At 66.6% G+C, this 23,357-nt stretch carries 21 protein-coding genes, 1 tRNA gene and 2 pseudogenes; 17 read left to right on the top strand and 7 right to left on the bottom strand.

Translation table 11 applies throughout. The features are described 5' to 3' along the window. The first annotated feature begins 56 nt into the window (after nucleotides 1-56). The 6 genes from LK409_RS16800 (at nucleotide 57) to LK409_RS16775 (ending at nucleotide 6,637) form a co-directional block, all read left to right on the top strand. On the top strand, nucleotides 57-2,282 hold the full coding sequence (locus LK409_RS16800; protein ID WP_003814547.1) for a glycoside hydrolase family 31 protein: 2,226 nt from the start codon (nucleotides 57-59) through the stop codon (nucleotides 2,280-2,282). Between the two features lie 164 nt (nucleotides 2,283-2,446). Beyond that, nucleotides 2,447-3,535 carry a methionine ABC transporter ATP-binding protein gene (locus LK409_RS16795; protein WP_003814544.1) on the top strand — a complete coding sequence of 363 codons (1,089 nt, stop codon included), beginning with the start codon at nucleotides 2,447-2,449 and terminating at the stop codon, nucleotides 3,533-3,535. Next, on the top strand, nucleotides 3,492-4,145 hold the full coding sequence (locus LK409_RS16790; protein WP_041937289.1) for a methionine ABC transporter permease: 654 nt from the start codon (nucleotides 3,492-3,494) through the stop codon (nucleotides 4,143-4,145). Before LK409_RS16795 ends, LK409_RS16790 begins: the two co-directional genes overlap by 44 nt. 47 nt (nucleotides 4,146-4,192) lie before the next feature. Beyond that, a complete protein-coding gene (locus LK409_RS16785) occupies nucleotides 4,193-4,990 on the top strand; it encodes a MetQ/NlpA family ABC transporter substrate-binding protein (protein WP_003814540.1) in 798 nt (265 codons plus the stop codon). A gap of 129 nt (nucleotides 4,991-5,119) precedes the next feature. Continuing rightward, nucleotides 5,120-5,195 (top strand) — tRNA-Lys (locus LK409_RS16780). A 287-nt stretch (nucleotides 5,196-5,482) separates the two neighbouring features. Then, nucleotides 5,483-6,637 carry an iron-containing alcohol dehydrogenase gene (locus tag LK409_RS16775; RefSeq protein ID WP_169507378.1) on the top strand — a complete coding sequence of 385 codons (1,155 nt, stop codon included), beginning with the start codon at nucleotides 5,483-5,485 and terminating at the stop codon, nucleotides 6,635-6,637. Between the two features lie 57 nt (nucleotides 6,638-6,694). Here LK409_RS16775 and LK409_RS16770 read toward each other — a convergent pair whose 3' ends face one another. From LK409_RS16770 to LK409_RS16750, 5 genes and pseudogenes are all read right to left on the bottom strand, one after another. After that, nucleotides 6,695-7,000, bottom strand: a complete 306-nt coding sequence (locus tag LK409_RS16770) for a putative quinol monooxygenase (protein ID WP_003814535.1) — start codon at nucleotides 6,998-7,000, stop codon at nucleotides 6,695-6,697. A gap of 28 nt (nucleotides 7,001-7,028) precedes the next feature. Beyond that, nucleotides 7,029-7,463, bottom strand: coding sequence for an aconitase X swivel domain-containing protein (locus LK409_RS16765; RefSeq protein ID WP_003814534.1), 435 nt, complete (start codon nucleotides 7,461-7,463; stop codon nucleotides 7,029-7,031). Between the two features lies 1 nt (nucleotide 7,464). Further along, nucleotides 7,465-8,709 carry an aconitase X gene (locus LK409_RS16760; RefSeq protein WP_010929213.1) on the bottom strand — a complete coding sequence of 415 codons (1,245 nt, stop codon included), beginning with the start codon at nucleotides 8,707-8,709 and terminating at the stop codon, nucleotides 7,465-7,467. After that, a complete protein-coding gene (locus LK409_RS16755) occupies nucleotides 8,706-9,416 on the bottom strand; it encodes a FadR/GntR family transcriptional regulator (protein WP_010927064.1) in 711 nt (236 codons plus the stop codon). Before LK409_RS16755 ends, LK409_RS16760 begins: the two co-directional genes overlap by 4 nt. 14 nt (nucleotides 9,417-9,430) lie before the next feature. Then, nucleotides 9,431-10,342, bottom strand: a pseudogene (locus LK409_RS16750) (Bug family tripartite tricarboxylate transporter substrate binding protein). A gap of 443 nt (nucleotides 10,343-10,785) precedes the next feature. Between LK409_RS16750 and LK409_RS16745 the strand changes: the two are divergent. The 8 genes and pseudogenes from LK409_RS16745 (at nucleotide 10,786) to LK409_RS16710 (ending at nucleotide 18,706) form a co-directional block, all read left to right on the top strand. Further along, a complete protein-coding gene (locus tag LK409_RS16745; RefSeq protein ID WP_010927063.1) occupies nucleotides 10,786-11,190 on the top strand; it encodes a hypothetical protein in 405 nt (134 codons plus the stop codon). After that, on the top strand, nucleotides 11,187-12,560 hold the full coding sequence (locus tag LK409_RS16740; protein ID WP_010929212.1) for an MmgE/PrpD family protein: 1,374 nt from the start codon (nucleotides 11,187-11,189) through the stop codon (nucleotides 12,558-12,560). The genes LK409_RS16745 and LK409_RS16740 overlap by 4 nt, the downstream gene beginning before the upstream one ends. Then, nucleotides 12,557-13,424, top strand: a pseudogene (locus tag LK409_RS16735) (carbohydrate ABC transporter permease). Before LK409_RS16740 ends, LK409_RS16735 begins: the two are co-directional and overlap by 4 nt. Further along, on the top strand, nucleotides 13,411-14,238 hold the full coding sequence (locus LK409_RS16730; RefSeq protein ID WP_003814524.1) for a carbohydrate ABC transporter permease: 828 nt from the start codon (nucleotides 13,411-13,413) through the stop codon (nucleotides 14,236-14,238). The pseudogene LK409_RS16735 and the gene LK409_RS16730 overlap by 14 nt, the downstream one beginning before the upstream one ends. A gap of 10 nt (nucleotides 14,239-14,248) precedes the next feature. Further along, nucleotides 14,249-15,376: an ABC transporter ATP-binding protein gene (locus tag LK409_RS16725; protein WP_010929211.1), complete on the top strand. Its 1,128-nt coding sequence runs from the start codon at nucleotides 14,249-14,251 to the stop codon at nucleotides 15,374-15,376. A 4-nt stretch (nucleotides 15,377-15,380) separates the two neighbouring features. Continuing rightward, a complete protein-coding gene (locus LK409_RS16720; protein WP_059565524.1) occupies nucleotides 15,381-16,643 on the top strand; it encodes an FAD-dependent oxidoreductase in 1,263 nt (420 codons plus the stop codon). A gap of 41 nt (nucleotides 16,644-16,684) precedes the next feature. Next, the gene (locus LK409_RS16715; RefSeq protein WP_010929209.1) at nucleotides 16,685-17,947 is read left to right on the top strand and encodes an ABC transporter substrate-binding protein; all 1,263 of its coding nucleotides are present in this window, start codon (nucleotides 16,685-16,687) and stop codon (nucleotides 17,945-17,947) included. Nucleotides 17,948-17,953: 6 nt separating this feature from the next. Then, complete coding sequence (locus LK409_RS16710; RefSeq protein WP_003820812.1) at nucleotides 17,954-18,706, top strand: IclR family transcriptional regulator; 753 nt, start codon at nucleotides 17,954-17,956, stop codon at nucleotides 18,704-18,706. A 51-nt stretch (nucleotides 18,707-18,757) separates the two neighbouring features. Here the strand turns inward: LK409_RS16710 and LK409_RS16705 are convergent, their stop codons facing one another. Continuing rightward, the gene (locus LK409_RS16705) at nucleotides 18,758-18,943 is read right to left on the bottom strand and encodes a hypothetical protein (RefSeq protein WP_019248355.1); all 186 of its coding nucleotides are present in this window, start codon (nucleotides 18,941-18,943) and stop codon (nucleotides 18,758-18,760) included. Nucleotides 18,944-19,218: 275 nt separating this feature from the next. Between LK409_RS16705 and soxR the strand changes: the two genes are divergently transcribed. The 3 genes from soxR to LK409_RS16690 all read left to right on the top strand — a co-directional run bounded on the left by soxR (nucleotide 19,219) and on the right by LK409_RS16690 (nucleotide 22,729). Continuing rightward, a complete protein-coding gene (gene soxR / locus LK409_RS16700; RefSeq protein ID WP_003820813.1) occupies nucleotides 19,219-19,683 on the top strand; it encodes a redox-sensitive transcriptional activator SoxR in 465 nt (154 codons plus the stop codon). A gap of 31 nt (nucleotides 19,684-19,714) precedes the next feature. Continuing rightward, nucleotides 19,715-20,374 (top strand): DNA-3-methyladenine glycosylase I, encoded by a 660-nt coding sequence (locus LK409_RS16695; protein ID WP_010929208.1) that lies wholly within the window; start codon nucleotides 19,715-19,717, stop codon nucleotides 20,372-20,374. A gap of 144 nt (nucleotides 20,375-20,518) precedes the next feature. Continuing rightward, on the top strand, nucleotides 20,519-22,729 hold the full coding sequence (locus LK409_RS16690; RefSeq protein ID WP_010929207.1) for an AsmA family protein: 2,211 nt from the start codon (nucleotides 20,519-20,521) through the stop codon (nucleotides 22,727-22,729). Nucleotide 22,730: 1 nt separating this feature from the next. Here LK409_RS16690 and LK409_RS16685 read toward each other — a convergent pair whose 3' ends face one another. Next, nucleotides 22,731-23,351, bottom strand: a complete 621-nt coding sequence (locus tag LK409_RS16685) for a TetR/AcrR family transcriptional regulator (RefSeq protein WP_003814509.1) — start codon at nucleotides 23,349-23,351, stop codon at nucleotides 22,731-22,733. Nucleotides 23,352-23,357: the final 6 nt, after the last annotated feature.

Raw genomic sequence — 23,357 nt, 5'->3', positions numbered from 1 at the left:
AATCCGTCAAAATAGCGTCTTTTAATGGTTTTTTGGCTAAAGCCGGGGGATGCTCTGTGCCGCCGAAGTTCGACTTTGCTCATACTACCCAGCTCGACACCGTCGAGTTGTTGACGTCCCGCCCTAGCCGCATCGACTTCGACGCGGGCGACGGCTTGCACCTGGTAGTCGAAGCGCACGCGCCGGGCGTATACCGCCTGCGTTGTGGCGAGGCGAGTCTCCTCACCGATGAAAAATCCAGCGCGCGTGCGCGCGCCGTGGCTGAAATGTTGCTGGCGCGCCAGGAGGCCGTGGGCGAGGCGACGTTGACGCCGCGCGACGACGGCGGCGGCTGGCGTATCGCCCAGGGCGATACCACGCTTGAGGTGCTCTCCGATCCCGTGCGCGTGAAACTGTATCGCGGCGACCAGGAAGTCTTTGCTTCCGAAGTGTCCGCGCATACGCCCGCGTTCGGCCACAACGCGCTCGACGAAACCGACGAGGCCGTGTGGACCGTGGGCCTGGGCCTGGAGGGCGCCGAGCCCGTCTATGGCCTGGGCGAAACGCCGGGAGATCTCAACCGCCGCGGCGAAGCCGTGGTGTCCGATGACCCCGAGCATCGCGCCTTGCCGCTGGCCTGGAGCCCGCGCGGCTGGGGCGTGTACGCCAACACGATGCGGCGCGTCGAGCACGCGGTGGGCCTGGAGCCCGCCGAGGGCGCCTATGTGCTCACCATCGACGACCCGGTGCTGGACCTGTTCCTGTTCGTCGGCGAGCCGGCCGAGATCCTCAACCAGTACACCGCGCTGACCGGCCGCGCCGGCCAGCCGGTGCTGTGGGCGATGGGCGCATGGCTGCAGCAGGCCGACGGCCAGATGCCGACCGAGACGGCGGCCCTGGTGGCGCGCCTGCGCGATCAGCAGATTGCGCTGGATGCCGTGACGCTGGCCTTGCCGGCGGCCTGGAGCTTCCAGGCCGACAAGCCGGTGCTCGAGTGGGATGCCCAGCGCTTCCCCGACGCGCGCCAGATGCTGGCGCTGTTCCACAAGCATCATGTCCATGTGGCGGCGAGCGGTTTTCCGGGCGTGCTGAAATCCAGCCTGTTGTTCGAAGAGCTGGAAGACCGCGGTTGGCTGCTGACGCGCGACGATGGCAGCGCCCAGGTGTTCGACGGCAACGCCGCCACCGGCGGGCAGCCCTACGGCCTGCTGGATCTGTCGTATCGCGACGCTTACGCGATGTGGGTGGAGCGGCACCGCCAGTTGATCGAGGACGGCCTGGACGCGCCGGCCTGCGACGCGCAGATCGCGATTCCCGATGGCGTGTCGGCGCGCAACGGCGAAACCGGCCCGGCGCTGCGCACCATGTATCCGCTGCTGGCCCGCCGTGCGCTGTTCGACGCGGTGGCCGGCCTGAAAGTGCCGCCCGAGGGCGTGGTGCCCAGCACCGACCTGTTCCCGGCGGCGCAGCGCCTGCCGTGGCAGGTGGGCCCGCGCGTGACCAACGACTGGGCCGGGCTGGAGCACAGCCTGCGCACCGCGCTGTCGATCGGCGCGAGCGGCGTGCCGGTGCAGGTGCATGCGCTGGGTTCGGCGCAGGCGCCGCTCGAGGGCATGACCGCCGAGCTGTACCTGCGCTGGCTGGGGGCCTGCGTGCTGTCGGCCAATTTCAGCTTCCAGGGCGTCCCTGGCCTGCTGCCCGACGCCTTCGGCGAAGAAGCCCTGGCGCATGCCCGCACCTGGATGCAGTGGCGCTACCGCCTGATTCCCTACGTGCTCGGCGCCATCGAGGACTCGGCGCGTACCGGCCTGCCGGTGCAGCGTTCGATGGCCATGTCGTTCCCGCACGATCCGCATGCGCATGCCTGGGACCTGCAATACCTGCTGGGGCCGGCCTTGCTGGTCGCGCCGGTGACGCAGCCGGGCAAGCAGGTGCGCGTCTATCTGCCCAAGGGCGACGCCTGGTGGGACCTCAACACCGGCCACCGCTACGAGGGCGGCACGACCTGGACCGTCGAGTGCGAACTGGACCGCTACCCCGTGTTCGGCCGCGAAGGCCACATGCTCTGTCTCGGCCCGGCCGCGCAGCACACGGGCGAGTTCAACTCGGCGCGTATCCTGGACGAGGTCTGGATGTTCGGCATGCCGGTCCACAATCCGGTGGTCATGCGCAATAAAATCCGCGTAATGCAAATGCAGGGTTCCAGCTATATCAAGGGGCTGGAAGGACTGCGCATCCTGCCTTCCGAAGGGCTGGAAGTGAAGCGCCGCGGCGCTGAAGTCCGCATCTCGCGCGCTCGTTGACGCCTGCCGGGCCTGGTGCCCGGCGCGTTCCCTTCCGACCCGATGCGTCGCCGGCCCGTTGCCGGCACGCATCGGGTCTTATCCATTTTATATAACTAATAGTTATAAAAAGAGGAATAAACAGTCGTTCTCTTAAGAAGAGCGGCGATTCACAATCGCATGCCATGATTCATATCGAAAATCTATCCAAGACGTACGCCACCCCGCATGGCCGCTTCGAAGCGCTGCGGGGCATCAACCTGCACATCCAGCAGGGCGAGGTGTTCGGCATCATCGGGCCGAGCGGCGCGGGCAAAAGTACGCTGGTTCAATGCATCAACCTGCTCGAGCGCCCGGACCAGGGCAGCATCGCCATTGGCGGCCAGGCCCTGGTGGGGCTGGGCGAGGCGCAGCTGCGCAACCAGCGCCGCCGCATCGGCATGGTGTTCCAGGGGTTCAACCTGCTGGCGCGCCGTACCGTGTACGGCAACGTGGCCCTGCCGCTGGAGATCGCCGGCGTGGCGCGCGCCGAGATTCCCGCCAGGGTCGAGCGGCTGCTGGCGCTGGTCGGCCTGGAGCACCTGCGCGACCGCTATCCCAGCCAGATCAGCGGCGGGCAGAAGCAGCGCGTGGGCATCGCGCGCGCCCTGGCCAATGACCCCGACGTGCTGCTCAGCGACGAGGCGACGTCGGCGCTGGACCCCGAGACCACCCACAACATCCTGGCGCTGCTGCGCGATATCAATCGCAAGACGGGCGTGACGGTGGTGATGATCACCCACCAGATGGAAGTGGTGCGCGAGATCTGCGACCGGGTCGCCGTGCTGTCGCATGGCGAGGTGGTGGAGCTGGGCAGCACGCGCGAAGTGTTCGCCGCGCCCCGGCACGAAGTCACCCGCGCTATGGTCTCGGCCGCGACCGCGTCGGATCTCAGCGAGGCCACCCTGGCCGCCGTCAAGCAGCGCATCGACGCGCTGGCGGCCGCCGAGCCCGGCCGCGCCGTGCGCCTGTGGCGCCTGTCGCTCAAGGGCGTGGCCGCCGGCGAGCCGCTCTGGTCGGACCTGGCGCGCGAGTTCGCGCTGGACGTGAGCCTGGTGCAGGCGCGCGTCGAGGACATCCAGGGCGTGGCCGTCGGCACGCTGTTCGTACTGGCGCAAGGCGCGCCGCACGCGGTCAAGGACGCGCTCGCCGCGCTGGCCGCCCGTGAAATCACCGTAGAAGAAATCGCCCATGAGCCCGCAACTGATCGATCTGCTTATCACGTCGCTGCATGAGACCCTGCTGATGGTCGGCGTGTCCGGCGCCATTTCGGTGGTGGTCGGCATTCCGCTGGGCGTGCTGCTCATCGTCACTGGACGCGGCGGCATGCTGCAGAACCTGGCGGTCAACCGGGTGCTGGCGGCCGTCGTCAACGGCACGCGCTCGGTGCCTTTCATCATCCTGATGGTGGCCATCATCCCGTTCACCCGCCTGCTGGTGCAGACCTCCATCGGCACCACCGCAGCCATTGTTCCGCTGGCGGTGGCGGCGATTCCCTTCATGGCCCGCGTCGCCGAGAACGCCATGCGCGAAGTGGACCCAGGCCTGATCACCGCGGCGCGCGCCATGGGCGCTTCGCCCTTGCAGATCATCTGCAAGGTGCTGCTGCTCGAGGCCCTGCCTGGCCTGGTGGCCGCCACCATCGTCACCATCGTCAGCCTGATCGGCTACTCGGCCATGGCCGGCGCCATCGGCGGCGGCGGCCTGGGCGATCTGGGCATCCGTTATGGCTACCAGCGCTTCCTGCCTGAAGTCATGCTGGCTGTCGTGGTCGTGCTGATCGCGCTGGTGCAGGTCGTCCAGAGCCTGGGCGACTGGCTGGTGCGCCGCATGTCGCATCGCTGAATCCCGCACGATTCTTTTCATCACTCCGTATCTGGGAATATCGCAACATGAGCACCAAGTTCCTGAAAACTCTCGCCGCGTTTGCCCTGGGCGCCGCCGTGTTTGCGCAGCCTGCGCTGGCGCAGGACAAGCCGCTGAAGATCGGCGTGACCGCCGGCCCGCACGCGCAGATCTTCGAGGTGGTCAAGCAGGAGGCCGCCAAGCAGGGCCTGAATATCCAGGTCATCGAGTTCTCGGACTACGTGCAGCCCAACGTGGCGCTGGCGTCCGGCGACCTCGACGCCAACAGCTACCAGCACCAGCCGTACCTGGACAACGCCAATGCCGACCGCGGCTACAAGCTGGTCAGCATCGCCAAGACCGTGATCTTCCCCATCGGCGTCTACAGCAAGAAGGTCAAGAACCTGAACGAGCTGAAGGACGGCGCGCGCATCGGCATCCCCAACGATCCCACCAACGGCGGGCGCGCCTTGCTGCTCTTGCAGGAGCATGGCCTGATCAAGTTGCGTCCGGAGGCCGGACTGAAGGCCACGCCGATCGATGTGGTGGAGAATCCGCGCAAGCTGCGCTTCATCGAACTGGACGCCGCCCAACTGCCGCGCTCGCTGGACGACACCGACGCTTCCGCCGTGAACACCAATTTCGCGCTGGAAGCCGGCCTGGATCCGAGCAAGGATGCGCTGGTGCGCGAATCGGCCGAATCGCCCTATGCCAACGTTCTGGTGGTGCGCGAGCAGGACAAGGACCGCGCCGACCTGCGCAAGCTGGTTTCCATCTACCAGAGCGCGCCGGTCAAGGAGTTCATCCTCGGCAAGTACAAGGGCGCCGTGGTCGCCGCCTGGTAAGCCTCGGCAGTACGCGTCCGGCGGTGGCCGGGCCCGCATCCCGCCAATCCGCCCTCGGGCGGCTTGGCTTTTGCACCCGGCCGATTTTGACACAGGGCTGGAAATCCGTCATAATTCCTGGCTTCGGTCGGGTCGTTAGCTCAGTTGGTAGAGCAGCGGACTTTTAATCCGTTGGTCGCGCGTTCGAGTCGCGCACGACCCACCAACCAGATTCAGCAAGCAAGGTCAGCAACAAGGCCAGCAAGAAAAAAGCCGCTCATGGAAGCGGCTTTTTTCTTGCTGGCCTTTTTCATGCGGTGCGCCTGGTTGTTGCGCGCGGCCATCTTCCCGCCTTCGATATCCGCTTGCCGCGACGCGGTTTCCCGACAATTGGGAAACCGCCGCGCCTGCCTGCCTGCGCGATCCCGCAGCCTGCTAAGCTGGTTTTCCGAGTCGCGCCGCGCGGGCGGATGCCGTGCGTCGGCGCGCGGACTTCAGCCTGTTCTGAGCGAGGTGGCGATGTTTGAGTTCTGTACGCATGCGAGGACGCTGGTCGGCGCTGGCGCCAGCGACGCCCTGGGAGAGACGCTGGCGGCCCGATGGGGCGCCAGCCGCGTCCTGCTGGTGACGGATGGCGCGCTGGTTTCACTGGGCCTGGCGGGCCGGCTGCGCGACGCGCTGGCCAGCGCGGGCCATACGGTGGCCATGTTCGATGAGGTGGTCGCGGATCCGCCGGAGTCGGTGGTCGAGCGCGCCATCATTGCGGCGCGCGATGCCCGGGCCCAGGTGATCGTGGGCTTTGGTGGCGGTTCTTCGATGGATGTGGCCAAGCTGGCTGCCGCATTCGCCGGGACGACGCAGGACTTGCGCCAAGCCTATGGCATAGGCCTGGTCGCGGGGCCGCGCTTGCCGCTGGTGCAGGTGCCGACCACGGCGGGCACCGGCTCGGAGGCCACGCCGATCGCCGTCGTGACGACCGGCGATGGCGCCAAGGCCGGCGTCATCTCGCCTGTGCTGTATGCCGACCTGGCCGTCCTGGACGCCACCTTGACGCTGGGCCTGCCGCCGGCCATCACCGCGGCCACCGGTATCGACGCCATGGTGCACGCGACCGAGGCATATACCAGCCGGGTGCTCAAGAATCCCATTTCCGACGCCCTGGCGCGCGAAGCGTTGCGGTTGCTGTTTCGCGCGTTGCCGCTCGCCTGCCGCGACGGCGGCGACCTGGCGGCGCGGCAGGACATGCTGCTGGGCGCGATGCTGGCGGGCCAGGCGTTCGCCAATGCGCCGGTGGGCGCCGTGCATGCGCTGGCCTATCCGTTGGGCAGCGCATTCCATGTGCCGCACGGGCTGTCCAACTCCCTGGTGCTGGGGCCGGTGCTGCGGTTCAATTCGCTGCGTTGCGAGACCCAGTACGCGGAGCTGGCGGACGTGATCCTGCCGGGGTATGCCGACGGCGTGGCGGAAAAGGCCGCCGCGTTCGTGCAGGCGATGGCCGAGGTGGCGGGGGCGCTGGAACTGCCGACGCGGCTGGCGCAGGTCGGCGTCACGGCGGCGGACATCCCGGCGCTGGCCGGGCTGGCCCTGCAGCAACAGCGCCTGTTGGGGAACAATCCGCGCGATGTCACGCTGGCCGACGCCACGCGACTCTACGAAGAGGCGTTCTGACGCTGCCGGCGCCGCGCACGCCGCCGTTGCGGCGGTGCGCGCGGACCCCGGGCGGCGTCAGCTGTCCGGGGTGACCATGTGGCTTTCGACCTCGCGCCTGGCCAGCAGGGGAATGATCTGGCCGATGCCGATTGCCTGGAAATGCGCGGTCTGGCGATGCTCATCCAGGCCGTGCATGTCGCGATACTTTTCCAGGATGACGAAGTGGCACGGATCGCTTCCCGACTGGAAGTACTCGTAATACAGATTCGCCGGTTCGGTGCGGGTGTGTTCCGCCAGCCGGGCAAGCAGCGCACCGACTTGCTCCTGGGCGCCTGGCTGGGCGTGATAGTGCGCGATGACCTGCAGATAGGGTTGGGACATAGGGGTACCTTTGGTGGAGGGGACGGTATCAGGCTTGCCCGGGGGCGAGGGTGATCGTACCGTTCTCGCCGTCTATCCGCACCAGGTCTCCGTCCTGGATCTGCTCGAACGGATCGAATCCGGTCGCCTGCAGCAAGGGAATGTTGTTGACGAGACAGCCCATGACGGTCACGGGGTCCATCTCTACCTGGATCATCGCCGCGGGCGCGTGGCCGGCGCGCGTCGCCAGCGAGAGCATGCCCGATGTTCCGGACGAGCCTTTCGAGGACAGCAGGATCAGGACGCAATCGGAGATGTCGCGTCCGCGCAGGGAGGAATAGGGGTCCACGATCCTGCCGGTCTGCGGGTCGAAGCCGCCCCAGAACGAGATCCGTTCGCGAGCGATGACCGCCTTGCCCTGTGTCTGGCCCGTCACCCAGGTCTTGCAGTGAAAAGTGCGGGACGCCGTATCGATAGTGAGCATGTCAAAGTCCTTGCCAAGTGCCGGTCAGCGCCGCGGAAACCAAGTCGGTCAGTTTGCCGACGGCGACCTCGTGGCCGGTCATTCCCTGTAGATAGTTGCCTTGCTTGACCGCATTGGTGACCATGCGGCGGCCATGGCCGGAGCGGGTGATCGAGGGACACGAGTCGGTCAGCACCTTGCCGCCGGCCCGTTCGATCACATCGACCAGCCCCATGCGCTGCGCGACCGCGCGCACTGCCCAGGCCGTCCAGACTTCCAGGCGCACGCTCGGGCAGACGCGGCGGCCCTCCAGCTGGCTGGCGATGACCTGGATCTCGTGCAAGGTGGCGTGCGGACAGCCCAGCACGACGTAATCGATCCGTTCGCTCGTCAGGGTGTTCAGTTTGGCAGCGATGCGCGTGCGGTCCGCCGCCCTGTAGTGGATGCGCGACAGCGGGCGCCTGGCCACGGCGTCCAGCGTGGGGGCCTCGGGGGTGACGCCGGCGATATGGAACATGGTGCAGCCGCCGCCGGTGGCCACCGCGGCGGACAATTGCTTGGCTTCTTCCAGGGACGGCGCGCGCAGCTGATCGAGGACCGGGGTTCGCAGGCCCGATACTTCGCCGGCGAAATAGCCCAGGAAGCCCCAGTCGCACAGTTCCTCGGAAGGGGCGGCCTCGACTTCCACGATGAGATCGGCCTGGCGGTTTTCTTCCAGCAGCACGCCGAACTCGGGGAACCAGCCGGACATGGCCGCCGCGATGGCGCTTTCGGTGCCGTTGCGGGTGGATCGGGCTCCGACCATGGCATTGATGTAGACGACCGCCGAGGACTCGGTCCAGGCGCAGATCTGGTTCTTGCTGGGCAGTATGCCCGCGATGTACGGCGCGCAGGTCCAGGTCAGCTGGATGCCCGCGTCGCGCGCCCGGTCTATCACCAGCTTCTGGAATGCCTGGTCCTCCGCCGACAGGCCGCCGCCCTTGTCGTCCTCCACGCATACGCGCGCCACGTGGGTGGCAGTCGGCGCCCGCATGCGGACGCTGGTGAACTCGATGACTTGTTCGAGGGTTTTCTTGCGGGCTTCGGGGCTTACCGCGCCGGCGACCCTGCCTTGCGCGGTGATACCGGAAGTGTGCACGCTGTCGACCTTGACCAGTCGTTGCGCGCCCATCAAGCGGCCCCATTCGACCAGCCAGGTGAAGTACTTCGCAACGACGTCGCCGGCGTCGCCGTTCAACAGACCTTGTTGTTCGTCCGTCAGTATCATGATTTCTTCTTTACGTATTTCGAGTCCCAGAAGCGTTCCGCGCTGTTCAGGTGGGTCCGGATGGCCGTGCTGACGGCATCCGGGTCGCCTGACGCCACGGCGTTGAGGATCTCCTGGTGCTCGATGATTGATTGTTTACCCAGCTTGGGCTGCGAGAAATACTCGACGCGCCGGCGCCATGACAGGCGCAGGAACAGATCCAGCACCTGGCTCAGGGTGACGTTGCCGGCCGCGTCCGACAGCGCCCGGTGGAACGCCTCGTCGGCCTCGGCGGCCTCCAGGCCCCGCGCGCCGGTGGCCGCCAGCCGCTCGATTTCGGCCGCCATCCGGTCCAGGTCCACTTGCCGGTGGTTGAGCGCGGCCAGGCGGCCGGTTTCCAGTTCCAGGATCGCGCGCACCGACATCGCTTCGGCGATGGAGCGTGGCGACAGCGGCGCCGATTGCTCCAGCAGCACCAGCGCTTCGGGGCTGCGCTTTTCCGGCGCAACGATGTACAGGCCGGAACCCTGGCGGCGCGTCACCATGTTGAGCGATTCCAGTCTCGAAAGACTCTCGCGTATCACCGGACGGCTGATACCCAGCTGGGCGGCCAGCTCCATTTCGGTCGGCAGTTTCGCGATTCGACGGGCGTCGGCCAGTTGAATCATCCGCACCAGTTCCTGGGTGATTTCGTCAGCGCGGGAGGCAGGTCGTTTCGTCGAGCTCAAGTGGGAATCCTTTGTTATTCGGGCTTGGCGTTGGTCGCGATGATGATCTCCCGCCAGCGTTTGATTTCGTCCTGGATGTGCTGCTTGAACACTTCCGGGGGGCCGCCGTGCAAGGTAGCACCGACCTCAGCATAACGGGAGCGCAGTTCGGGATCCTGCAGCGCCTTGTTGCCGGCCTGGTTCAGCACGGCGACCACGTCCGCGTCCATGCCCGCGGGGCCTACCAGCCCGAACCAGCCGTAGGCACTGTAGCCCGGGAGGGTTTCCGCCACGGCGGGGATGTCGGGCGCGCTCGGTATGCGTTCCGGGGAAGTGACGCCCAGCGCCTTGATGGTGCCGCGGCGGATGTGCTGGATGGACGACGGATAACCGTCGCACAGCGTCTGCACGGTGCCGCCGATCAGATCCTGCAAGGCCAGCGCGCCGCCGCGGTACGGGACGGTGGTGAATTGGGTGGCCGTGACGTGGCGCAGCAATTCGGCGGCCATGTGCTGGCTGCTGCCCAGGCTGCCCAGCGCCATCATGACCGCGGGGCCTTGCTGCCTGGCGATGTCGACGAAATCGGCAATCGTGTCGCCCGGGAAGTTCTTGTTCGCCACGAACAGGTTCGGCTAGGAGGAACAGTACAGGATGGGCGTGAAGTCGCGTTCGGCATCGAAGTTGATGCTCTTGAACAGGGTGGGGTTGATGCCGTGCGTGGCGGAGTTGTTGAAAAGAATCGTGTAGCCATCCGGCGCGGCATCGGCCACGTATTTGGCAGCGATATTGCCCGCCGCGCCCGGCTTGTTCTCGGGAATGATGGTCTGCCCGAGTTCCTCGGCCATCGCCGCCGCCAGCAGGCGCGCCGAAATGTCGGTCACGCCGGCTGCGGGAAAGGGAATGATCATGCGGATGGGCTTGCCCGGATATTTGCGGGGGCTGGCCATCGCGCGTCGGGCCAACAGCGGCGCCGCAATACCCGCGGCTAGGCCGCCCAATAACAACCTGCGTCTTTCCATCATCGGATCCTCAAAAGTTGTATTACCAATTGCGCGTTTTCATCTTACCAAATAAACTCGCCGCAACACTGAGGGTTATCCAGAAAGCGATGGGAATACCGCCGCGGCGAGGGCGTCAGCCGGCGTTCGCGGTGGGGTCATGAACAGTGCAAGCATCCGGCGCGACGGGATGCGCCACGCGCGCGGAGGGCGTCGGCATGAATGTGCGGCATGGGTGGGAAAGCAGCAGCGCCGGCGCGCGCGCGCCGCGGGCCGCGGCGCGCGCGGCAAAACAGACAAGCCTAGCAGGATGGCGAGGCCGGTCCCATAGGGGAGTAACCGCGGTTTCATGGAAATTCCCAGAAACTGCGAAACTCTCGCCGCGCACAATTGTGCCGTGCCGCGTTGTCCCCAATACTCCGGCCATCTTTTGCCACGGGAAACGCGCCATGTTCTTCGAAGACATAGAAAGAATCCGCAGTGCCTTGCAGCGCAGCGGACGTAAATACCTGACGCCAAGGCTGGAAGCAGTACTGGGCACGGTCTATCAGCTCAAGCGCGGCGAAGAGTCCGTGTACCTGTGCGTGGAGCCGTCCATGGTCGTGCGCGAGCACGCGCATCGGCCCCATTGCACGATCCAGCTCGGCGCGCCCGACTGGGATACGGTGCTCAGCGGCGAGCGTTCCATCATGAGCAAGGTGCTGGCCGGGAAGTGCGGCTTCCTGAAGCACGAACGTCGCTACATCATGCATTTCTCCATGTTGCTGCAGGCCGTCCTGCTCGAGGAAAAACAATGACCAGCTCGGCTCCCCTCATCGATTTCGCCCATGACCTGCGCTACGAGGATATTCCCGTCCACGTGAGGTCCATCGTGCGGGAACAGATCATCGCCACGGTCGGCTCGATACTGGGCGGCGCGCAATTGCCGGTCGCGAAGTCCTTCGAGCAATCCATCCTGGCGACGTTCGGCCGCGGCGAAAGTTCGGCCTTCGGCGCGGGCACGGGCATGTCCGCCGCTTCGGCGGCGCTGTACAACTCGGGCCTGGCGCAGCTCCTGGACTGGGAAGACTGGGTGCTCATCAGCCACGTCGGCGCCGCCGTCGTGCCGGTGGCATGGGCGCTTGCCGAAGAGCGCGGCCTGCGGCTCAACGACGTGATCGTGGCCGTGACGATCGGCAATGAAATCGCGGGCCGTACGTCGCGGGCGATCCAGCGCGGCGCTTACCTCGGCAACGGCCTGCCCAACCATCAGATCGAGTTGCCGCTGGTGGCCGGCCGGTTGCTGGGGCTGGACAGGCGGCAGCTGGGCTATGCCTTGGGCCATAGCTGCTACATGGCGATGGAAAACTGTCCGGTGGGCTGGACGACCGATTCCAAGCTGCTGGTCAATGGCCTGCCCGCGATGTGGGCCATCGCCTCGGCCAACATGGCCCGGCAGGATATCGTGGGCCGCGGCGACATCGTGGAACACCCGGCGGGCTATCTCGCCACGGTGTCCGAGTCGATCGATTTCAAGGAGCTGACGCGGGATATCGGCGTCAAGTGGTACACCGAAACACTGTCGACCAAGAAGCACGCGGGTTGCGCGTACAACCTGCCCGCGGCCGAGTGCGCCATGTCCATCCGCGAAGAGATCGCGCCCGAGGACGTGGAGCGGATCGTGGTCGAATGCAGCACGGCCATGCTGTATGTGGGCGGCCGCTACGACGACTTCGAACCCGGCGTCCTGGACGCTTACGAGCAGGGGCTGCTGACGCACGTGGGCCTGTGTTTCGACACGAAATTCTGCGTGGCCGCCGCCTATGTCCATGGCGATCTCATCCACGAGCAATACCTGGTCGAAAACGCCACCGACGCGCGGGTCAAGGCCCTCTACGGCAAGATCAGCCTGGTTCCCAGCGAGCGGCTCCAGAAGGCGCAGTTCCAGGACTTCAAGTACGGCGCGACGGTGACCGTCCATGGCCGGGACGGGCGCACGGCTACCCGGACCGTCGAGCAGATGCTCGGCGGCTACGACCGTCCTTTCGACCATGCCACCAAGCTGGCCGACGGCGCGCGGGGCTTGCTGCCGCCCGAGGCGGTCGACGGCATCGTGGCGCGCCTGCGCGACGAAACCGGCAACCCGCTGGCAAGCGAAATCTCGACACTGATCAATGGCGCGCCATGAAAGAGAACCGGCTGGGAATGCTGCTGCTCAGCCCCGCGCTGCTGGTCCTGACGGCGCTGGTGATCGTCCCGTTGCTTGCCACCATTGCGTTCTCGTTCTTCGACCTGAGGCTGGGCGAGTCGAGCGCGAAGTTCATCGGCTTGCAGAACTACGGCGATCTGCTGGCCAGCGAGCAGTTCTGGCGATCGCTCAGGATCACTTTCCTGTGGATCGTGCTGTCGGTCATTCCACAGCTGGCGCTGGGCACCATCATCGCGGTGCTGCTCGATCGCGTCACCCGGTTCAGGGCGTTCCTGCGGGGCGCGATCTTCCTGCCCTGGGTGATACCCGTCGCGGTGGTGGCGTACATGTGGCAATGGCTGCTGACACCGGAGACCGGCCTGGTCTCCGGCATCGCGGGCGGCGCGGGGCTGGAAGGGCTGGCGCGGTTTCCCTTCCTGTCCTCGCCCGACACGGCATTCGCGACGGCGCTGATCGTGAGCGCATGGCGCGGGATTCCGTTCGTCGTGATCATGGTCTTCGCGGCCTTGCAGGGCATCAGCGACGAGGACTATCACGCAGCCCGGGTCTCGGGGGGGCAATTCGATCCAATGCTTCGTCTACGTGACGCTTCCGTATCTCAAGGGCCTGCTGCTCATTCTTGCCGTGATCCGCACGATGCAGATCGCCAACAACTATTCCCTGATGGCCTTGCTGACCAATGGCGGACCGGCGGACAGCACGCGGATCCTGCCGCTGATGATCTACGAACTGGCCTTTCGGGAGTTCGCGTTGGGCAAGGCCTCCGCCCTGGGCGTCATCGCCCTCGCGCCGACCTGCCTGTGTATCGCTTTCATGATGAGACGACGCCATGCGGATAATTAACCGATTCCCGCTTCCGGCCGCGATGGCGTGGCTGGTCGGCGCGGTGCTGTTCGTTCCGATCGCCTGGATGGTGCTGACCGCTATCCGGCCGGAACACGAGCTCTACCAGGTGCCGTTGCGCATCCTGCCCGGCGCGCTCGACATGGCGAACATCCAGTCGGCCTGGTACGAGAAATCGTTCGGCCAGTTTTTCTTCAACAGCGCGGTCAACTCGGTGCTTTCGGTGCTGTTCTCCATGCCGATCGGGATCCTGGCCGGTTATGCCTTTTCGCGGTTCGAGATCCGCCACAGCAAGTACTACCGGGCCTATGTGCTGTTCGCGTACATGGTGCCGATCATCATCCTGGTCGTGCCGTTCTACCTGATCGCGGTCTGGCTGAACATCTACAACACGCGCATGGGCCATGTGCTGGGGCTTTCCACCTATGCCATACCGTTCGCGACCTGGGTCATGATCGGGTATTTCGAGCAACTGCCCAAGGAGGTGGAGCATTCCGCCGCCATCGATGGCGCGGATCGGATGAAGACGCTGATCTACATCCTGGCTCCGATGATCAAGCCCGGCGTGGTCGCCACGGCCTTGCTGACGTTCATCCTGGCCTGGGACGATTACATCTTCGCCCTCATCCTGCTCGATTCGGAAACCCTGCGAACGCTGCCGCTGGCGATCGGATACCTGTCGTCCGATTATGAACTGACCGACGGCCTGATGATGGCGATGGGGACCATCACCACGCTGCCGATCCTGCTGCTTTTCGTCTTCTTCCAGAAGTATTTCGTGGGCGGGATGACGTCGGGCGCAGTCAAAGGATGAGAACCACTCTATGAAGTCAACAAGCACGGCAATCCAGCTGAATTCGGTGTCGAAGTCGTATGGCGGCTCGCCCATACTGGACGATATTTCCCTGGCGATCGCGCCGGGGGAGTTCGTGGTGATACTCGGCGAGTCGGGGTGCGGCAAGAGCACGCTGCTCAAGATCATCGCCGGCCTCGAGCAACCCACATCCGGAGCCGTTCGCATCGGCGATGCGGTCATGACGGACGTGCCGCCGAAGGACCGGCGCCTGGCGATGGTCTTTCAAAGCTACGCGCTGTATCCGCACCTGAAGGTCTGGGAGAACATCTCGTTTCCCATAAAGATGAGCCTGTGGAAGTATGCGTACTCGCTTCCCCTGTTCGGCCGGCTGTTTCCGAACCGCAAGCGTATCCTCAATACCATGCGCGAGGCCGCCGAGCGGGCGGCCGGCAAAGTCCGGCTGACGCCCTTGCTCGACAGGAAGCCGCGCGCGCTGTCGGGCGGGCAACGGCAACGCGTGGCGCTGGCCCGGGCCATTGTCGATGGCCGGGAAATCTGCCTGATGGACGAACCGCTTTCCAACCTGGATGCCCAGCTGCGGGCCTCGACACGGCGCGAGATCGCCGACCTGCACCGCGACCTCGGCCACACCATTGTCTACGTGACCCATGACCAGACCGAGGCCATGACGATGGGCACGCGGGTTATTCTCATGCGGGAAGGGCGCATCGAGCAGGACGGCGCGCCGGCCGAACTGTACGAACAGCCGGCTACCACGTATGCGGCGGAGTTCCTTGGCTCGCCCCGGATCAATTTCATGCGTGTCGCGAGCGCGCAGTTTTCCCAAGCCGCGGCGCAGGCCGTCGTGACGCTGGGCGATGGACGTTGTCCGCTCGATCCGCACGGCGACCTGCTCATTGGGGTCAGGCCCGACCACCTGGAGATCACGCCCGACGCCCAGGGGGAGTTCCTGTTTCTTTCTTCCGAGTATCTCGGCGGAAAGACCATTGTTTCCCTCAAGCGCGAGTCCGGCGAGACGATGGTCCAGGCCTTCGGCTCGGACCGGCTCGACCGGGCGCAGCGTTACAGCGTCCGCTTCGAGGGCAGGCATGCAATGTGTTTCGATCCGCAAAGCGGAAGGAGGATTCGTGAGTAGGAATATGGATATTCCACAGGACAGTTATGACCTGGTCGTCGTGGGCGGCGGTACCAGCGGCGTCTTCGCGGCCATCAGCGCGGCCCGCAGGGGGTTGCGCGTGGCGCTCGTCGAGGCATCCGGGATGCTCGGCGGGACGCTGACGCAGGTGACCCTGGGCGGCATTTGCGGCGCGTGGACGGGCACCGCCCATACCCAGGTCGTGCATGGCCTGTTCGACGAGTTTGTGCACGCGATGCGCAAGGCGCAGGCTTGCGATGGCCTGTACTCGTACGGCCATGTCACGGCCTTGCCTTACGAGCCGGTCAAGGTGCGATACCTGCTGGATCAACTCCTGCCGCCCAACGTGACGGCTTTCTTCCATTCGCGGCTGTTCGCGGTCGACATGGAAGGCGAGCGGATCGCGCGCGTTCACCTGGCCGGCGTGGAAGGCCCGTTCTCCCTTGCGGCGCGCGCGTATGTCGACGCGACCGGCAACGCCTCCCTGGTAGGCCTGTGCGCGACGCCCTTGCGCCGCGGCGAGAACGGCACCGTGCAGGCGGCATCGTCGATGTTCCGCGTCATCGGGGCCGACGTGGACCCGCGCGTGCGCGACGTGCGCACGGAAATCAGGCTGGCCATCGAGAAGCACAATGCCAGCGGCCAGGCGGAGGCGTTCAAGCGCAGCGCGGTCGCCGTCTATGTGCATCCCGACCAGCGGCTGCTGCATTTCAACGCGACCAGGGTGTATTTCGAATCGACCGCCGATGATGCGCTGGCCGCCGCGCTGGATATGTCCCGGGTGGAGACCGAGGCGCGCAAGGAAGCCTTCCGGCTGGTCGAGCTGCTGAAGCGGGAGGTGGACGGCTTCGCCAATATCGAGATCGTCGACCTGGGGTCGTCGGTGGGCGTGCGGGACTCGCGCAACATCGTCAATGACCATCCCCTGACCGAAGCCATGGTGCGCGACGGGGACAAGCCGGCCAACTCGGTCGCCTATTCAGCCTGGCCGATCGAGTTCCACGGCTCGAATACGCAGACGCACTGGGAGCCCCTGGAAGGGGACCGCTACTACGGCATACCCTACGAGTCGTGTTTGCCGCAGGGCATCCAGAACGCCCTGGTCATCGGCCGCGCGATCAGCAGCACGCCGCTGGCGCAGGCCTCCTGCCGTGTTACCGCACCGTGCATCCAGATGGGCGAGTCGGCCGGCATCGCGGCCCATGAGCTCGTTGCCAGCTCATCCAGGACAGCGTTTTCCGAGCTGGCTTCCATGAAGTTCATATAGACAGGCGTCGACCTGTTTCAACCAGAATCGTCTAAGGGGACATGATGAAACGCGTTGCTTCACTGTTGGTGTCGTCGCTGCTGTATTCCGGCTGTGCGATGGCTGATGGTTCCATCGTCGTGTGGATGACGGACTCCCGTCCAGGCTACAAGAAATGGCTCGAAACGGAGGCTGCCGCGTTCAAGGCCAAGCATCCCGGCGTCAAGGTCAGCGTGGTGCAGATGTCTCCCAACGACGCTTACCTCAAGATTCCCGCCGCGGCGGCGGCGGGCGGCTTGCCCGATGTCATCTGGACGACCTATGGGCTGGCGCCCTGGCTTGACGGGATGAAAGGGGGAAAGCTGGCGGATGTGTCGGACCTCATCGACCGTCTGGGGAAAAACCGCTTCGATGAAGACGCGCTCAAGCAATGGAGCTACCGGGGCGCGGTGGCCTGCGTGCCGGTGGCGCGCACGCCGACCTACCTGATGTACCGGGCCGACCTTTTCAAGAAGGCCGGCCTGGCGGCTCCCGAGAGCTGGGAGGACGTGATCCGCGCGGCGCAGAAGCTGAATGACCCCGCCAATGGCAAGTACGGCATCGCCATGCCGGGCAAGACCGATTTCTCGCCGCGTTTCGCCTACGGCATGATTCTGTACTCGATGGGCGGCAGCACGTTCGACGCGCAGGGCAACCCCATCTTCGAGTCCCCTGCGTCCATCGATGCGCTGAAGGTCTACAAGCAGCTGTATGCCTACTCGCCGCCGGGGTCGTTGAATTTCGGCTTCTCGGAGATCCAGCGCGCGCTGGCGCAGGGCAGGGTGGCCATGACCATCTCCAATCCCTCGTCGATGGCAACCTTCCAGCGCACCAATCGCGACGAGGGCTCCACCCTGGCCCTGGCCTTGCCGGGCAAGGTGAACCGCACGATCCAGAACCAGCGCGGCTGGTGCATCGCCGACGGCAAGAACAGCCAGGACGCCAAGGCGTTCGTCGAGCATCTGTTCTCCACCAGCTCGTTCGCCGCCTACCTGGATGCCGCGTCCATCAGCTCGTTTCCGGTCTACCACGACCAGGCGGCCTACGACCAGTTCCAGGCGTCGAACGAGACGGTCAAGCGCTTTCCCGGCGCCACCGATTTCATCCGCCGCCATACGGTCGGCACCATGCCGGGGATCGACGGGGTCGGGCTGACGCCGAAGTCCGGCGATCTGATCAGTTCCGGCCAGATCGAGAGCGCCATCAACAGAATGCTGGCCAATGACATGTCGGAGCAGGAGACGGCGGCGGCGATGCAGAAAGAAACCCTGCGGCTGCTGAATTGACCTGACATGGCGCCATTTTCGATCTGCGTGTCGATACTGCTGCTGGTGGGCGACAGCAACCGCGCCGGGGTGACGGCCCGCTACGTCAGCGAGCAGCTCGGCCTGTCGCTATCGACGGCGTATCGCTGGATAGACATGCTGCGGCAGTCGGGCCTGGTCGTGCGCCACCCCAATACGCGCAAGCTGCACCTGGGCCCGGTGGCGTTCGACCTGGGGGTGCAGGCGGTCGCGCGTCCGTACGTGCCGCCCGCCATCGAGGAGGTGCTCAAGCCGATTGCCTCCCGGCATGCATGCCGCCTGCATCTGGTTCGCTGCTCGGGCGATTATTCGGTCCTGCAGCGGACCTACTTCGACCGTGCCGAACTGGAGATCGTGCCGAGCAAGGTGGCGGCCATGCGCCTGCTCGGCATCGGCCCCGCCGGCGTCTGCCTGCTGTCCCGTTGGCCGGACTACGAAATAGACCGCTACCTGGTGCGCAACCAGGACGGGCTGCTCGCCGCCGGCTACCAGGGGGCGGATATCCGCGAGCGGGTCCGGCAATGCCGCAAGCTGGGGTGTTTCGTGACCCGGAGCGTGCTGACGCCCGGTTATACGGCCGTGGCCATCGATTTCGAGGTCGACGGGGTGGTCTATGGGGTCAGCGCGGCTTCCGCCGGCAGCGAGGGCGGCAAGCAGTTTCACGCCATACGCGAAGCCCTGGATCGGGCGCGGGCGTCGTTGGCGACCCAGGCGATTCCGGAGTTCGCGTTGCACGGATAAAGACGGGCCGCGACGGCTGGCGCGCCAGGACGAGGCTGTCCTGGCCGTTTTCTATGACACGTTGCTCCAGGCGCGCACCAGTTCGTGCTCGATCGCATCGCGCGGCCGGCCGGACGCGTTGGCGCCAGCGCGCGCCGCGGGGCGCGAGCGCGGCGCCTGCCGCGGGGCCATCGGCTCGGCGGCGGACGAGGCTGGCTGCTTGCCCGGGCGGGAGGCGGTGCGTACGGGTTCGGACATGGGTACTCCTTGGTGTGGCGGCGCGGCGCATGCTGCCGATGCTCGAAGCATTAGGATCGTCCGGCCGGGCATAAGTTCATTGCACCGTGGTGACCGGGCAACGTGCCCTGGATGTCTACACTGCCCGGCGTGCGGACGTATCGACGACGGACACCACTATGGACCCTCAAGCGAGCTTGAGGTCAAGCGCAAAGCCCCTGCGTGTCGCGGGGTTGTGGGCGTTCGGCGCGGGCGCGCTGTTAGCATTTCGCGATGACCAGGATTTGGGGTGGGTGATGATGCGATCCGCGCAGGCCGTCCGGCGTCCGGACTTGCTGTCGGTGGGCGAGGTGGCCGCGCGCACCGGGCTGGCCGTATCGGCCCTGCATTTCTACGAAGCCAAGGGGTTGATCGCCAGCACCCGCACGGCCGGCAATCAGCGCCGCTACGCGCGCGCCGTATTGCGGCGGGTGGCGGTGATACGCGTGGCGCAGCGCATGGGTTTGCCGCTGGCCGCGATCGCGCAGGCGCTGGCCACCCTGCCGACCTCGCGCGCGCCCACCGTGGCCGACTGGCGGCGCCTGTCGCGTGCCTGGCGCCAGGAGCTGGACCAGCGCATCCTGGGGCTGACGCAACTGCGCGACCAGCTCGATGGCTGTATCGGCTGCGGCTGCCTGTCGCTGCGGGAGTGCCCGTTGCGCAATCCCGACGACGCCATGGCGCGCCTGGGCGCGGGGCCGCATTTCCCGCCGCACGAATGATGCCGGGCAGGACAGGAGTTTTCCGGAAGATTTGCTAGCATCGGTGGTTCCGGAACTTGCCTTTCTGTCTCCCCGCATCATGGACCCTCGTACCGATTTTGCCGATGGCCTGACCCGCTGCGGCTGGCTGGATCATTCCGTCGATTATGTGGCCTACCACGACCACGAATGGGGCCGGCCGCAGGCCGACGATCGCGCCCTGTTCGAGCAACTGAGCCTGGAAGGCTTCCAGTCCGGCCTGAGCTGGCGCACCATCCTGAACAAGCGCGCGGCCTTCCGGCGCGCCTTCGCCGACTTCGACATGGAGCGGGTGGCGGCTTTCGATGAGCGCCGGGTCGAGGCGCTGCTGCAGGACGCCGGCATCGTGCGCCACCGGGGCAAGATCGAGGCGGTGATCAACAATGCGCGGCGCGCCCTGGCCCTGCGCGACCGGGAAGGTTCGCTGGCGGCTTTCTTCTGGCGCTACGAGGCGCCGCCGCGCGGCGCGGATGCCCCTTTCGAGGTGCTGGCCTGCACCGCCGAGTTCGAGGCCCTTTCCAAGGCGCTCAAGAAGCAGGGCTGGTCCTTCGTGGGGCCCACCACCGTCTACGCCTTCATGCAGTCGGTCGGCATGGTCAACGACCATCATCCCCAGTGTCATCATCACGCCGCCTGCGAGCAGGCGCGTTATCGCTTCCAGCGCCCCGATTGAGGGGGCGCCGAGTACACGTAAGGCAGTATTGCCGGCTGTATCCCGATGGTGCGCCGGTCTTTTCGCCCGCGCATGCCTGCGCTACCCTAAGCAAGGATAAACAGCCGGATCCGCCCCGGGCGGCAAGGCAAAGGGATCCGCGGGATGACGCGCAAGAAGAAGATTTTCCTGGGAGTGGCCGGCGCCGTGCTGGTCCTGTTGGCGGCCGTGCTGGTGGTCCTGGCCACGCTGGACTGGAATCGCTTGAAGCCGACCATCAACGAGCAGGCGAGCGCCGCGCTGGGCCGGCCGTTCGCCATCCAGGGCGACCTCAGCGTGCAATGGGCGCGCGAACCCGGGCAGGGCGGCTGGCGCGGCTGGGTGCCGTGGCCGCATTTCGTCGTCCATGATGTCGCCATCGTCAACACCGTCTGGGCCCGCGATCCCAACCTGCTGACGCTGCGCCGCGGCGAATTCCGCCTGGCGCCCTTGCCGCTGCTGCGGCAGCGCGTGGTCATCCGGCGCATCCAGCTGAGCGGCTTGCGCGCCGACCTGCAGCGCCGCGCCGATGGCGTGGCCAACTGGGAATTCACCATGCCCGATACGGGCGAGCCCTCGCCCTGGAAGGTGGATATCGACGCGATCGGCTTCGACCAGGGAGCCATCCGCTATGCGGACGCCATTGCGCAGGCCGACCTCGACGTGCTGGCCGACCCATTGGGCAAGCCCGTGCCGTTCGCCGAGCTGGCCGGAGCGCCGGCCGCCGGCGGCGCCGCGGACCAGGCGGCCGGCAAGGCGGCCGGCAAGGCGGACAGCGGCAAGGCGGACAGCGGCAAGGCGGACAGCGGCAAGGCGGACAGCGGCAAGGCGGACAGCGGCAAGGCGGACAGCGGCAAGGCGGACAGCGGCAAGGCGGCGGATGCCGCCGCGCCTGCCGCGCCGCCCGATTACGCGTTCGGCTGGCAAGTGAACGGCCGCTACAAGGACCTGCCGCTGGAAGGGACGGGCAAGGTCGGCGGCATGCTGGCGCTGCGCGACGCCCGCCAACCGTTTCCGGTGCAGGCCGAGGTGGCCATCGGCTCGACCCGGATCGCGGTGGCGGGCACCCTGACCGACCCCATGAGCCTGGGCGCGCTGGACCTGCGCCTGAAGCTGGCCAGCGCTTCGATGGCCAACCTGTATCCCCTGACCGGGGTGACCTTGCCCGATACGCCGCCGTACTCCACCGACGGCCGCCTGGTCGCCCGGCTGCAGGACCCCCAGGGCGCGCGCTTCGAATACCGCGATTTCAATGGCAAGGTGGGCGCCAGCGACCTGCACGGCGACATCACCTTCGCCTTGCAGCAACCGCGCCCCAGGCTGAGCGGCAAACTGTCTTCCCGCCTGTTGCGCATGGCCGACCTGGGGCCGCTGATCGGCGTGCAATCGGGCGGCGCCAAGTCCGTCAAGGCCGAAGGCGAGAAAGCCGTCGCGCAACCGGCGGACAAGGTCCTGCCGGTACAGGAGTTCCGCACCGACCGCTGGCGCGTCATGGACGCCGACGTGGAATTGCGCGGCGAGCGCATCGTGCACAGCGACAGGCTGCCCATCAGCGACCTGACCGCGCACGTGCTGCTCGACGACGGCGTGCTGACCCTGGCGCCGCTGCGTTTCGGCATGGCGGGCGGCAGCCTGGACGCCACGCTCAAGCTGGACGGGCGCCAGGCGCCCATGAGCGGCAATGTGCGCCTGGCCGTGCGGCGGCTGCGCCTGAAGCAGCTGTTTCCGAACGTGCAGGCCATGCAGAAGGCGCTGGGCGAGGTCAACGGCGACGTGGCGATCTCCGGCCAGGGCAACTCCGTGGCGGCCCTGCTGGGCAGCGCCAGCGGCGAGACCAAGCTGCTGGTCAACGATGGCGTGATCAGCCGCGCGCTGATGGAGATCGCCGGCCTGAATGTCGGCAACTATGTGGTCAGCAAGCTGTTCGGCGACGACGAGGTCAAGATCAATTGCGCCGCGGCCGACATGGGCATGACGCGCGGGGTCATGACGCCGCGCGTGTTCGTGATCGACACCGAGAACGCCGTCGTCAACATCACCGGCTCGATCGACTTCCGCAAGGAACTGCTCAACCTGGATATCGATCCCGACAGCAAGGGCTTTCGGCTGTTCTCGCTGCGCTCGCCGCTGTACGTCAAAGGCAGCTTCAAGAAGCCCGACGCCGGCGTGCATGTCGGGCCGCTGGCCGCGCGCGGCGCCGGCGCGGTGGCCCTGGGCATACTCCTGACGCCGGCCGCCGGCCTGCTGGCGCTGATCGCGCCCAGCACCAGCGACGACAATCACTGCGCCACCCTGCTGACGGAAATGCGCAAGCCCGCCCAGGCGCCGCGCCGCTAGGTCAGCGGGCGGCGGCGGGCGGGCGCGCCAGTGCTTCCCAGGCGTGCATGGCCTGCCGCGCCACCGCTTGCAGCGCCGCGCGGTCGGCGCCGTCGCGGGCCTGGATCGACATGCCATGCAGGACGGTGGCGTAGAAGGCCGCCAGCGCGGCCAGGTCGGCGTCCGGGCCGATCTCGCCGTCGCGGCGCCCCTGCTCCAGCCGCCGCAGGATCAGGGCCTGCATATCGCGGCGGTGCTCGCCCAGCCAGCCGCGCACCGGCGCATGCTGCGCCGGGCCCGCGGTGGCGCCCAGCACCATCAGGCAGCCGGGCGGCTTGCCGTTCAGCGTGCAGGTCTGCGCGCCGGCCAGCAGCATGCCTTCGATGGCGGCGCGCGCGTCGGGGGCCTCCAGCAGGGCGCGCCGCGTCCGCGCGCCCTCGGTGTCGGCGTAGCGTTGCACCGCTTCGCGGAACAAGGCCTCTTTCGAGCCGAACGCCGCGTACAGGCTGGGCGCATTGATCCCCATGGCCGACGTCAGGTCGGCCAGCGACGCTCCTTCATATCCCTTGGACCAGAAAACTTCCATTGCCTGGCGCAGCGCTTCGGTCCGTTCGAAGCTGCGCGGGCGACCACGTTCTGCCATGCCTGG

This window comes from Bordetella parapertussis, assembly GCF_020735925.1.
GTDB lineage: Bacteria > Pseudomonadota > Gammaproteobacteria > Burkholderiales > Burkholderiaceae_B > Bordetella > Bordetella pertussis.
This window is presented reverse-complemented; position numbering and strand designations above follow the sequence as displayed.